At 49.5% G+C, this 12,569-nt stretch carries 10 protein-coding genes; 6 read left to right on the plus strand and 4 right to left on the minus strand.

The annotated features are described in order from the left end of the window. Positions 1-5: 5 nt before the first annotated feature. Entirely contained in the window at positions 6-1,172 is a 1,167-nt protein-coding gene (locus ACR0QV_RS04330) for an aminotransferase class V-fold PLP-dependent enzyme (RefSeq protein WP_432634879.1), read from the minus strand. A gap of 329 nt (positions 1,173-1,501) precedes the next feature. On the opposite strand from ACR0QV_RS04330, the gene ACR0QV_RS04335 reads away from it, so the two are divergent. The 4 genes from ACR0QV_RS04335 to ACR0QV_RS04350 all read left to right on the plus strand — a co-directional run bounded on the left by ACR0QV_RS04335 (position 1,502) and on the right by ACR0QV_RS04350 (position 5,730). Continuing rightward, positions 1,502-2,665 carry a hypothetical protein gene (locus tag ACR0QV_RS04335; RefSeq protein WP_432634881.1) on the plus strand — a complete coding sequence of 388 codons (1,164 nt, stop codon included), beginning with the start codon at positions 1,502-1,504 and terminating at the stop codon, positions 2,663-2,665. A gap of 145 nt (positions 2,666-2,810) precedes the next feature. Beyond that, the gene (locus ACR0QV_RS04340) at positions 2,811-3,512 is read left to right on the plus strand and encodes an iron-sulfur cluster assembly scaffold protein (protein ID WP_428052865.1); all 702 of its coding nucleotides are present in this window, start codon (positions 2,811-2,813) and stop codon (positions 3,510-3,512) included. 18 nt (positions 3,513-3,530) lie between these two features. Further along, positions 3,531-4,526: a GGGtGRT protein gene (locus ACR0QV_RS04345; protein WP_428052867.1), complete on the plus strand. Its 996-nt coding sequence runs from the start codon at positions 3,531-3,533 to the stop codon at positions 4,524-4,526. Positions 4,527-5,103: 577 nt separating this feature from the next. Beyond that, positions 5,104-5,730, plus strand: a complete 627-nt coding sequence (locus tag ACR0QV_RS04350; protein WP_432634883.1) for a hypothetical protein — start codon at positions 5,104-5,106, stop codon at positions 5,728-5,730. Between the two features lie 54 nt (positions 5,731-5,784). On the opposite strand, the gene ACR0QV_RS04355 is transcribed toward ACR0QV_RS04350, so the two are convergent. Next, positions 5,785-6,414 (minus strand): hypothetical protein, encoded by a 630-nt coding sequence (locus tag ACR0QV_RS04355; RefSeq protein WP_432634885.1) that lies wholly within the window; start codon positions 6,412-6,414, stop codon positions 5,785-5,787. A gap of 93 nt (positions 6,415-6,507) precedes the next feature. On the opposite strand from ACR0QV_RS04355, the gene typA reads away from it, so the two are divergent. Beyond that, positions 6,508-8,343, plus strand: a complete 1,836-nt coding sequence (gene typA, locus ACR0QV_RS04360; protein WP_432634887.1) for a translational GTPase TypA — start codon at positions 6,508-6,510, stop codon at positions 8,341-8,343. A 101-nt stretch (positions 8,344-8,444) separates the two neighbouring features. Here the strand turns inward: typA and ACR0QV_RS04365 are convergent, their stop codons facing one another. Then, on the minus strand, positions 8,445-9,605 hold the full coding sequence (locus tag ACR0QV_RS04365; RefSeq protein ID WP_432634889.1) for a hypothetical protein: 1,161 nt from the start codon (positions 9,603-9,605) through the stop codon (positions 8,445-8,447). 870 nt (positions 9,606-10,475) lie between these two features. On the opposite strand from ACR0QV_RS04365, the gene ACR0QV_RS04370 reads away from it, so the two are divergent. Further along, positions 10,476-11,444, plus strand: a complete 969-nt coding sequence (locus ACR0QV_RS04370) for a hypothetical protein (RefSeq protein WP_432634891.1) — start codon at positions 10,476-10,478, stop codon at positions 11,442-11,444. A 72-nt stretch (positions 11,445-11,516) separates the two neighbouring features. Here ACR0QV_RS04370 and ACR0QV_RS04375 read toward each other — a convergent pair whose 3' ends face one another. Beyond that, a complete protein-coding gene (locus ACR0QV_RS04375) occupies positions 11,517-12,566 on the minus strand; it encodes an inorganic phosphate transporter (RefSeq protein WP_432634893.1) in 1,050 nt (349 codons plus the stop codon). Positions 12,567-12,569 lie beyond the last annotated feature (3 nt).

Raw genomic sequence — 12,569 nt, forward strand, 5'->3', positions numbered from 1 at the left:
ATACCTTATTTGCGCTGGGCCTTTAATTGGCGGACAATGTCGTCCACCGTGTCGGCCAGTTTTTTGTATTCGCCCGTGCCGTGGATATCCACAAACGGGAAGCAGGCAATGCGCAGGGAGTTCTGCTTGACCGAGGAGTATTTTTTGATCCCGTCGGCCAAATTGGCGCGGCCCGTGGCCTTTAAGGCGGCGGAAATATCCGCATCCTTTATAGCGGGGTCGGTTACTTCCAGCGTAAGCGTGGTGTAGGAGCGCAATTTTTCGTCCTCAATCAGCGGGGCCAAATAGTCGGTCTTTTTTGCCCAGTCCAGCAAAAATTGCGCGTGCCGGCGGCATAGCGCGTCCATTGCCTTTAAACCGCCGTTGGCGTTCATCCATTTGCAGGCTTCGTTGAACATCCAAATATTGGTGGTGGAGGGGGTATTGACCGTTTGGCATTTTTCTTGTGCCTTGGTAATGGCTTCGGTTAAATCAAGCGCGTAGGGTACGGTGCGGTATTTTTTTACCTCTTCGGCGCGTTTGACGGCGGCCGGGCTCAAAATAATCACGCTGGATCCACCACCTACGCCAAAGCATTTTTGCATAGAAAAAACCATAATATCATATTTGTTTTTTGGCAAATCGCGCCCGCCCGCGCAGGAAGTGCAGTCCCAAGCGATTAAGGTGTCGGGGCCCTTCTCTTTCCAGGCCTGCTCTAAATATTCATCCGGGATTTGTACGCCCGTAGAGGTTTCGTTCGGCGTTAGAAAGACAAGGCTGGCGTTATAGTCGGGTTTTTCTTTGGGGAAAAACTCGCCCTCTGCCGCGTCGCGTATGGAGCGGATGACGTTCGGCTCCAAGCGGGAGAGCATTTCGTGTCCCCATCGTTTGGAAAATGCGCCAAATGATAAGCCGGAAACGGAATTTTTGACTAAACTCCACATTACCGCATCCATAGCCGCCGACGCTCCGCCCATAAAAAAGATAACGGTGTAATCGTCCGGCAGGGAAAAAAGTTCGCGCAAATTCTGCACGGCTTCTTTATATAAACCGTCGGTGGAAATATCTTTGGCGCGGTGGCTGCGTTCAAATAAAGTTTTGTAAATCGGCGTTTCGCGGATGACGGGATGCCCCTGCCCCGGCCCGCAGGCAAAGGTGGAGGAGGGGAGTTTGGTAAAGTCCAATTTTATCATTTCATACGCTCCTTAATTTTTTTATTGTAGCAAAGTTTACAAGTGCTGGAACACAATTTTTTGCCTTGTGGGCTGTCAGGGTGGCGCGTCCTACTGTTGGCTTTGCTATTGTTTTTTGCCGTCATCCCCGAGGAATTTAGTCGGGGATCTGTTGTTTGCCATTTTCCACTCCACCCCTTGCATTGCGGGCGTTTGTTCATTATACTAATAGAAAATCTTGTATTTGGTTGTATTTTATGATACATTGGATATATTCAGGCCTGTGTCTAATGCCTGAAACCGATGTGTCACGGGCCCTTGAAAGGGTACTTAACTGTAAGGGATATAGTATGAAGAAACTTATGTTACTTTCCGCTTGTTTGCTGGCTGTGCCTGCCTTGCACGCGGAACAAATGCAATTTGTAACCACCTTGTCCGCCCCGGTGGGCAACTTTGCCCAGTTGGACGCGGCTGACCCCACGCACGTTACCAGCGCGCCGCTCTTAAACTTTTGCAATACGCGCTCGGGCGTGGGAAAAATCATTATTAAAGGGGCTAATGCGTATTTAGCCCAAGCCAATATTTTAAACGGCGCTACCTTGGGCAGTACCAATACGCCCGAATACCGTTTGAGCGATAAACTGACCGTTGAAAACGGCGGCACGGTAACGGCGGGGCGCGTAATGGCCAGCAATGTTACGTTTAAAGATACGAACTTCCACAAGAGTAATGTAACGGGCACCTTGTACGGCAGTGATATTGCCGCAATGGGGGGTAAAGCCGACAATATGGAAATTGCTTCCACCGCCAAAATTACCAAGGGCGCGCAAGCCGCCGCCAACTTGGGGCAGACAATGGAGTGGAGCAACCAATATTCTAATGATTACGATTCTTCCGGCAATGCTAAATTGTCTGGTAAAATCTATACTTCCTTTTTGCTCAAAAGTAAAGGAGCGGATAGTTGCACTCCTACAAAAAATGGACAAGAAAGTTACAGCGTCAAATGCCCGGGGAAAGATAATATTTATGCGGAGTATCGGTGGAATTATACAAGTTGCCGGTATGTTCAGTTTTCTAAGTGCCCAGATTCCTCCGACGAAGGCAAATACACTTGCTTTACGAGTAGCACTTGGAAAACCAAAAATTTAGACTTGCCCGCTTATGTGGATACCACGGGTTATCGGTGGCGTTTCATTCAATATTGGGCTGATATGGTTTGCGGCGACGAAACTGCACACCATAGCGGTTATGTTACACCTAAAAAAGGACAAGAATTTGATTGTATTCCTGGGCAATATTACTTATACAATGAAACATATGGTTGTGGCGAAGGCATTGCCGGTAGTTCTTACTCTAAACTTGGTTGGTCTTGTTTGAAATGTGCTAAAACAAATGATTTATCTAAGTGCATTGTGCCTAATAGTTTTAACGGGCAAAATTGTAGTTCTGGTTCTAGTTCTGGACCGTTGGACTTTAAAGAAAATACAGACTTAGATGTATCTGCTAAGCCATAAGATGTTTTTGATGTAAATGCGCCCCCGGGAGAGAAAAATAACTCCCGGGGTTTTTCTTTTTAAAAAGTCTTTTTTCTGTGTGTTTTTGAACGGCGTTTTTTGGTAAAATATATTAGAAAGATTTACTTTTAGACAGGAGACCTAAATGAGTTGCGAAAAATGCACCCCCGAAGTACAGAATATGTGCTGCGTTTGCAAAGGCGCTAAGCACGAACCGGCCCCGATTCCCGAAGAAGGTAAATGGGTCAAAGCCAAACAAATTACCGACATCAGCGGTCTTACGCACGGTATTGGCTGGTGCGCTCCCCAACAGGGCGCTTGCAAACTGACGCTCAACGTCAAAAATGGCGTAATTAAAGAAGCGTTGGTGGAAACCATTGGCTGCTCCGGTATGACTCACTCCGCCGCTATGGCCGCGGAAATCTTGCCCGGCAAAACCATTTTGGAAGCCTTAAACTCCGACCTCGTTTGCGATGCTATCAATACTGCTATGCGCGAACTCTTCTTGCAAATTGTCTATGGCCGCACCCAGAGCGCTTTCTCCGACGACGGTCTGCCGGTTGGCGCCGGTATGGAAGATTTGGGTAAAGGTCATCGTTCCCAAATCGGTACGATGTACGGCACCCAGGCCAAAGGCCCCCGCTACCTGGAAATGGCCGAAGGGTATGTGTTGGAAATTGGTTTGGATGCCAACAACGAGATTATCGGTTACAAATTTGTCAACCTGGGCAAAATGATGGACGCCATTAAGAAAGGCGAAGAACCGAAAGTGGCGTTTGAAAAGAACGTCAGCCAGTACGGCCGCTTTGACGAAGCCGTCAAAAAGATTGACCCCCGCAAAGAGTAAGCCCAGGAGAAAATGAATATGATTACGTTTGAAGGATACGAAAGAAGAATTGATAAAATCAACTCCGTTTTGAAGGAAAACGGCATTGCCTCCTTGGAAGAAGCCAAGGAAATCTGCACCAAAAAAGGTGTGGATGTGGAAAAAATCGTCCGCGGCATCCAGCCCATCGCTTTTGATAACGCCGTGTGGGCCTACACCGTAGGCGCCGCCATCGCTTTGAAGAACGGCGTAAAAACCGCTGCCGAAGCCGCCGAAAAAATCGGCGTAGGCTTGCAGAGTTTCTGCATCCCCGGCTCCGTAGCCGACCAGCGCGCCGTAGGCCTCGGCCACGGTAACTTGGGTGCTATGCTTTTGAGCGAAAACACCAAATGCTTCTGCTTCTTGGCCGGGCACGAAAGTTTCGCCGCCGCCGAAGGCGCTATCGGTATTGCCCGCACCGCCAACAAAGTGCGCAAAACGCCGCTTCGCGTTATTTTGAACGGCTTGGGCAAAGACGCCGCTTATATTATTTCCCGCGTAAACGGTTTTACCTCTGTGGAAACTGAATACAACTATAAAACGGGCGAACTCAAAATCGTAAGCGAAAAAGCCTTCTCCAACGGCGACCGCGCCAAAGTGCGCTGCTATGGCGCCGATGACGTAAACGAAGGCGTGGCCATTATGAAGCACGAAGGTGTGGACGTGTCCATCACCGGTAACTCCACCAACCCGACCCGCTTCCAGCACCCCGTAGCCGGTACCTATAAGAAATGGGCCACCGAAAACGGCAAAAAATATTTCTCCGTGGCGTCTGGCGGCGGTACTGGCCGCACCTTGCACCCGGACAATATGGCTGCGGGTCCTGCCTCTTACGGTATGACCGACACGATGGGCCGTATGCACAGCGATGCGCAGTTTGCGGGTTCCTCTTCCGTGCCGGCTCACGTGGAAATGATGGGCCTTATCGGTATGGGTAACAACCCGATGGTAGGCGCGACGGTGGCGGTAGCCGTAGCCGTGGCCGAAGCCAAATAAGAGAACAACGGCTTTTACAGTTGCTTCTTTAACGCACAGGACACAAAACGTAAAGTTTTGTGTCCTGTTGCTTATTAGGATAAACAATTTTCCATCTTTGGACAATTTTGCACCGACTTTGCCCTTGGAGCCCTTGCAGGCTACTGCTTTATTTACTTTTTGTGCCGACAAAAAGTAAACAAAAAACTCGTCGCCCAACGCGTTATAAAAGGCAGGCTTAAACGGGTATTTTTACAACTCGCCCTATTGGCTCAAACAAGTAAAAATACTTTTCCGTTTAAACCGCCTTTTAAAGGCAACACAAAAGGGCGACAAGAACAACAAATGCCTTTGCCGTCATCCCGGAAGGTTTTTATCCGGGATCTGTTGTTCGTTGTTTGTTTTTTTATAACGACAGATTCCCGACTACGACGCTCGGGAATGACACGGGAAAGGGCCTTAATAAAATAACAAAGTCATCCTGGAAAGTCGTAGTCCAGGATCCGTTGTTGTCGTCTGCCGTTGCCGTTTTCTTTCCACCCTTAAAAGCCCTTGAAAAAATGCCGTTTCCACGCATACTTATAGTAAGGGGGCGCCTATGAAAAACCTTTTTAAAGCCTATGGCTGGCTAACCGTGCTTATCCTAACGATTGGCCTCTTTTTTGCATCCGGCTGGGAGTTCGCCTCTGCGGAGGAGGAATCCTTGGAAGCCTTGCGCGGGCAAATTCCTGCGCAGTTGGATGCGCTTCGCGCGCGTGTTAATCAGGCGGGGGGAGAGGACATTAGTTTGGCCCTTTTGCTGGGCGCGCAAAACGAGGACGCCCGTATGGTGGGGGCGACGGTACTCGTCTATCAAGCGTATCCGCGCGAGCGGAAACTGGGCATTTTGCTGGCGGCTTCGGTCAAATTTAATAAAGAATTTTACCGCCTGCAAGAGGTAAAGGAGGACTCGCTAAAATTGGCGTTATCCCAGGCTCCTGTGGAAATGTACGGCGTGGGCGAGACGTTTCAAACGGTGCGGGAGTTGTTGGAAATGCCGTCTGAACAGTTGCGTGCCACCGTTGCACAAGCCAAAAATTTGGCGGACAAAAACAAGAGGGAAAGCGTCTTGGCGGAAACCCAAAAAACTTTAAAGGCTCGCCAAAAAGCAGAAGCCCGCTTAAAACGCGAACAGGCGCAAGCCAACCGGGTAATTAACGCGGTGAGCAAAGAAATCAAAAAGTGATTTTGTTAGAGGAGGGGAAATCTTAAAACGGAGCGGATAAAAACCGCTCCGTTTTTAACGGATAAAAGTGCGGATAGCGGCCGCCGCGCCCAGCAAGCACACCAGGCCGAAAACGGCAAAGGCCAGTTCGCCGGGCTTTGGTTTGGCGGATAATGTTTGCTCCGGGAGCGCATTTAAACGGCGTTGCAGGGCCGCCGGTGCTCCCACCCACAGCGCGTAACAGCAGGCCCGCCAAAAGATCGGCTTTACCAAAATTGCGCCAATTAAACCGCCCAGCCACAGCGTGCCCCACACCCACGGCGGCAGGGGGGATTTTTTGCGCATATATTCGCAGGTGCGGCAGATGATAGCGTTTAACTCAAAAAATGTAATCGCGCCGCCCAAGGTGCGCACAAAGGCCCCGCCCGAAAGCGGTTGGCCGGACAGGCGGCGGAAGCCCACCAACACGGCCTTCCATTGGCGGAAGAGCCAATAAGCCGCAAACAGCCCGCCGCTGACGGCGTTTAAAATAAACAGGGTTCCGGCGTGGATAAAATAAAACGTATTGGAAAGCCCCAATTCTTTTAATTGGGTGCGGCGTTCGGTGCGCTTGGCCTCGCTGGCGTAGTCCCACTTTTTGAGGGTAAGCGCATAGGCGATATAGAGGGCCGCCAAAACGGCGACCATTTGCAAAAATTGTTCCATAGGGTTATTATAAAAAATTTTTCCCCGCTTGTGGAAAAGCCCCCTTAAATACTAAAATATATATATCTTAATATTAGGACTATATAAACATATATGAATAACACCCGCGAGGACGTACGCAACGTAGCCATTATCGCCCACGTTGACCACGGCAAGACCACGATTGTGGATTCCCTGTTAAAATTTGCCGGAGAATTTAAAGTAAAAGAAGACCAAGCCCAAGACACCGTTTTAGACTCTAACCCGCTTGAAAGAGAGCGCGGTATTACGATTTTGGCCAAGTGTACTTCTATCGGTTACAAAGGCCATACCATTAACATTGTAGATACCCCCGGCCACGCCGACTTCGGCAGCGAAGTGGAACGCGTTTTGCGTATGGTGGACGGCGCTATCTTGATGGTGGACGCCGTGGAAGGGCCGATGCCGCAGACCCGCTTTGTACTGCGCAAGGCGTTGGCGTTAGGCTTAAAGCCGATTGTGGTTATTAACAAAATGGACCGCGAACACGTCCGCCCCAGCGAAGTAGTGGACGAAGTGTTTAACCTTTTTATGGAACTGGGCGCCACGGACGAACAGTTGGACTTCCCGATTATTTACGCCTCTGGCCGCGCCGGTTGGGCAAGCCTGAAAATGGAAGAAAAAGGCAAAGACATTGCCCCCATTTTGGATACGATTTTGTCCCACGTTCCCGCGCCGGAAGCAAGGCCGGATGCGCCCCTGCAAATGCAGGTTACGATGTTGGACTACAACAACTTTTTGGGCCACGTGGGTATTGGCCGTATTTTGGCGGGAAGCATTACCAAAGGCCAACCTGTTACCCTTATTCACCCGGACGGTTCTACTACCAACGCCAAGGCCGCCAAAATTGAACGCTTTGTCGGTTTAGGCAAGGCCGAAGTGGAAAGCGCCACGGCGGGCGATATCGTTTCTATCGCCGGGTTGGAAGGCGTGGACGTAGGCGATACGATTTGCCGCCCCGACGCCTTAAAGCCGCTTCCGCCCCTGGCTATTGACGCACCGACGATGTCTATGGACTTTATGGTCAACGACAGCCCGTTCTCCGGCCGCGAAGGTAAATTTGTTACCAGCCGCCACCTGAAAAACCGCTTGGAAAAAGAAGCCCAAACTAACGTGGGTTTGAAAGTGGAACAGTTGGAAGGCGAAGGCAAATTTAAAGTATATGGCCGCGGGGAATTGCACTTAACCATTTTGATTGAAAATATGCGTCGCGAAGGTTTTGAACTGGCAGTTTCTTCCCCGGAAGTAATTTACAAGGAAGAAAACGGGCAGATTTTAGAGCCTATGGAATACTTGATTTTGGATATCAAGTCCGAATACCAAGGTGCGGTGTTTACCTCGTTGGGTACGCGCGCCGCGAAACTGGAAAATATGGTGGCGGAAGGCGAGGACCGCTTGCGCTTGGAATATTTGATTCCGTCCCGCGCGCTTATCGGCTTTAAAAACGAACTTTTAACCAATACCCGCGGTACGGGTATTATGCACCACAGTTTTAAGGGCTACTATCCCAAAGTGAACCTGCCGGACTTGCGCCGCAACGGGGTGTTAATTGCCAAGGAAGACGGCGAAACCACGCCCTATGCCTTGTACGCGCTGGAAAACAACGGCGAACTCTTTTTGGGCCCGGGCGTAAAGGTGTATGCGGGCGAAATCGTGGGGCAGAACTCCCGCTCCAACGACCTCGTGGTAAACCCCTGCAAGGCCAAACATTTAAGCAATATGCGCAGTAAAGCCAGCGACGAATCCTATGTGCTGACCCCGCCGCGCGTGATGAGTTTGGAACAGGCGGTGGAATACATTGCGCCGGATGAACTGGTGGAAATTACGCCCCAATCCTTGCGTTTGAGAAAGAAAATCTTGTCGCACCTGTTGCGCAAACGCACGGAACGCGCCGAGGAAGAAGAAGCCTAATTTCGGCGTTTAAAAAAATATTTAAAGAGCCACACCCCTTTCGGTGCGGCTCTTTTTTGCACAAAAAAAGCCGCAAGCCTAAAAACTTGCGGCGTTTTGCATTAATGTTCAAACAGTTGGCCCAACTTGTCCAAAAAGCCCGTAAACAGCCCGGATTGCTTGGTTTGCACTACGCTCTCCGTTTGGTTCTGCTCGCGGTCTAATGCGTGGCGGAGCAGGGATAACGCGCCCGTATAAGCCGGGTTATCGGTGGGACAATCGGTTATCAGGTGGTCCACTATGCCCAGGCGCGCTTTTTTGGCGTTAAAAATGGTTTTGGCGGATTTAATTATTTGTTTGGTGGCTCCGCTTCCGCACAAAATTAAATTGGTGGCGGGGCGCTTTAAATGCAGGCAGAACGCCTGTAAAATTTCTTTGTTAATGCCGCGCAGCATTTGGGTTTCGGCGTCTTCTACCACTTCGTCCATAATTTCGTCCGCGCCCGGTTCATAATCTTTCAGCACTTCTTGCGCGGTTTCCACATCGTTTTGCAATAGGTCAGCCACAAACTCAGCGCGGCGGTTTAAGCCGTAAGGCAGTTCCAGCCCGTCCAGCAAAATGCCTTTGTTGTATAGCAGTACGGAAACGGACTCTTCCCCCAGGTCCACAAGCAGGGCTCCTGAGCGTTTTTCGCCCTCGGTTACCAAGGTTTCGCCCAACGCCAGCGAGGACGGCAACAACAGGTATTCCGGGCAGCGGCAGGCGGCCAATACATTGTTTAAATTGTTTAAGTGTGTTACCAGCGCGTAGGATAAAAAGGTACCGATTTCCAGGTTAAAACCCGCCATCCCTTTGGGGTCCAAAATTCCCTCATTGCCGTCAATCATATACGACTGGGGGAGAATATCTACCACTTCTAACGTGTCGCTTAAATTAATCGGCACGGAGTTGCGGATCGCCTCGTTTATTTCCTTATCGCCAATAATGCGGTTGGGGGTATCAATAGATTTAAAACCGCTGGAACTCTTAAAGGATAGAAAATTGCCGCGCAGACCAACTACGACGGACGGCTCCCCGTTGATGTATTCGTTCATTTCCTCAAATACTTTGCTGACTCCTTCCTCGGCTCCGGCCATATCGCGCACGAACGCACCGGAGAACGAGCGGCAGGTCCGCCGCAGAATATGGCGTATGCGCAGGGTGCGAGTGTCGTCATCCAGCGAGGCCAAGGCGGCGGTAATGGTTGAGCCGTAGAAATCAAGCGATAAAATATTGCGGGGCATAGTAAATCCTTTATCCCATTTTATCAAATTTGGACCAATGTCAAATTTGTAGAGGGGGAGCGTTTTGGGTGCGTTTGGTGATTTGTTAAATCCCCGTCGGGGGGAAAAAATGTTGCCGGTAAGTGTTCAGTAGGATGTTTATTTTATAACGGCCTTGTGGTAATGTCTTTTGTCGTCATCCCGGAAGGTTTTTATCCGGGATCTGTCGTGGTTGTCATTCAGGGGACAGAAAGCCACCCGCAGGGTGTCGGAATCCAGAATAAAATAAGGTCTTTTCTAATAAACAGACTGGATCCCGGGTCCACGCCCGGGATGACAAATAGGAATACCTTTTTTTTATAAACGACAAAACTACCCAATCGGTAGATCCTGAACTAAATTCAGGATGACCCCCCATTTTTGTAACGGTCTGTTTTGTGGTGCTGTTGGGCCGTCATCCCGGAAGGTTTTTATCCGGGATCTGTCGTTGCCGTGGTTGTCATTCCCGAGTGTCGTAGTCGGGAATCTGTTTTTGCGGTTGTTGTTCTCTTCCGAAACAACAGATCCCCGACAGAAACCCTCGGGGATGACGACTAAACAATGTAGTTTTTGTTGTTGTCGTGGTTGTTGCCGTCATACTGAACTTGTTTCAGTATCCAGCGCAAGAGAGTCAAGGCTCGGCTGGACCCTGAAATAAATTCAGGGTGACGGCAAGGAATACTGTTTTTTGCCGTTGTTGTTGGGTAGTTGTTCATAAAGGGGTTGTTTCGTTTTTTTTTTTTGTTAAAATTTTGATAAATTGCGGTGGTCGTACCCGGATGTATCCGCCGTATAAAAACGCGTGTAAAAGGCCGTTTTGCTCAAATATAAAGGCCTTAACAAGGAGAAAAAATGAAGAAACTGCTTTCCGTATTAAGTGCACTGTTGCTTACAAATGTGTTGTTTGCCGCAGGTGCCAATAAAATGACAATGGTAACATATTTCCCCGTCAAATATGTGGCATACAGCCAAGTAGATGTAATGAAACAAATGGACGTTGGCTTAACATCAGCCTGCCAAATGAATTTGGGTTGTACAACAGACGAAGGATTTAATACGGGTAAATCCTTGCGCGTAAATAATTTGTTAAAAATAGCGGGGGGAAAACTTGAACTTAATGACGCACCCGCGATTGTAGGCTCCACGGCTATTATGGGTAGCGGAAATGGAACGGCGGACTTTGACTTTGAAACTAACTTGCGCGTGGCCAATTACAAGCAAGGTTACACACTGCAAGCGGACAATATGTATTTGAGCGAACTTAATTTATTCGGCTATAAATTCCCGGCTTGCAGTGGGGAAACGATGAGTTGGCAAAAATTAATACTCAAAAATAAGGACGAAGTGTATTTGGTCTGCGGGGAAGCGGAACAGGGGACAAATAGTTGCGATATGACCTCTGATGATGTCTTATACCGTGCGCAAAGTTGTGAAATGGGGGGGCATAACCCAAATTGGAAAAAGGGCGTTTGGAGTACCGAAACTTGCTCCTGCACCTGTCCGGCGGGCACTACTATGGACGAGGATGGCGCGTGCATTGTTGCAAGTTCGTGCGGCGATGCTACTTACAAGGCCAGCCATAAGAGTGAGTGTTGTCCGTCAGCACCTACTAGCGATACAATATGTTATGGATATTATTGGACTCCAACTGGTTGGAATGGTGGAAACGAGGTGGATTGTGCCGGCGAGGGCCGTGGAAACTATGATGGTTGCGGCGAGACGTGTAGTGAAGAGGGAAAGACTTGTGAAATTGTACTTTGCCAAGACTACATATTTGAGGTTCGTTATTTTACTTGTGAGTATGGCAAAAATGGTTGGTAAAAGAGTGCTTCTAACATAAAAAACCGCCCCGGGAGATGTAAAACCCCGGGGCGGTTCTTTTCACAAATTTCCTTATTTAATAAGCCACGTTTTTAATAGGTAGCAGGCGGCGGAAATCAGGGCCGCGGCGGGAATCGTAATAAACCAAGCCCACACAATGCGGTTGGCTACGCCCCAGCGTACACACGACAAGCGGCGCAGAGAGCCGATACCCACAATCGCACCCGTAATCGTATGCGTGGTGCTGACGGGAATCCCCAGTATAGAGGCCACAAAGAGGGAAATAGACGAGCCCGACTCGGCGCAAAATCCGTCCACCGGGCGTAATCGCGTAATCTTTTGGCCCATTGTTTTGACAATTTTCCACCCGCCGGAAAGCGTACCGAGAGCAATAGAGCCTTGGCACAAAAGTACGACAGAAAGCGGCACAATAAATGTGCCTTGCGCTACTTGGTGCATTTCCTCGTGCGTGAGCAGAAAGTCCCGGATTGGGGCCGCTTCCTGCCCGGCAAGCCCGCCCAAAAGGAGCATACTGATAATACCCATTGTCTTTTGCGCGTCGTTACCGCCGTGGCCCAAGGAATAGGCCGCCGCAGAAAGCAACTGCCCTTTGCGGAAGAAATGGTCCACTTTATAAGGGTTAAACGGGCGGCAAATGTTAAAGACTATCGTGCCGATAATAATGCTGAGCAAAAAGCCCAAGAGGGGGGATAAAAAGATAAACAAAATCGTTTTTAAAATCCCGCCTGCCACGAGGGCATTTAGTCCGCCCTTTACAAACCCCGCGCCGATAAGCCCGCCGATAAGCGCGTGCGAGGAACTGGACGGCAAGCCCCACCACCAGGTAAGGATGTTCCAGCCGCAGGCTCCCATTAACGCGCCAAAGACCAAGTTTGCGTCCACAAAGTGGATATCCACAATGCCCGCGCCGATGGTTTTGGCTACTTCGGTATGAAAGACCAAAAAGGCCACAAAGTTAAAGAACCCCGCCCACGCAACCGCCACTTTGGGCGATAATACGCGAGTGGAAACCACCGTAGCCACCGAGTTGGCCGCATCGTGGAAACCGTTTAAATAATCAAAGAATAACGCCAAAATAATCAGGAATAATATCCACAGCATAGC

Source organism: Candidatus Avelusimicrobium sp. (assembly GCF_050873505.1).
Classification (GTDB): Bacteria; Elusimicrobiota; Elusimicrobia; order Elusimicrobiales; family Elusimicrobiaceae; genus Avelusimicrobium.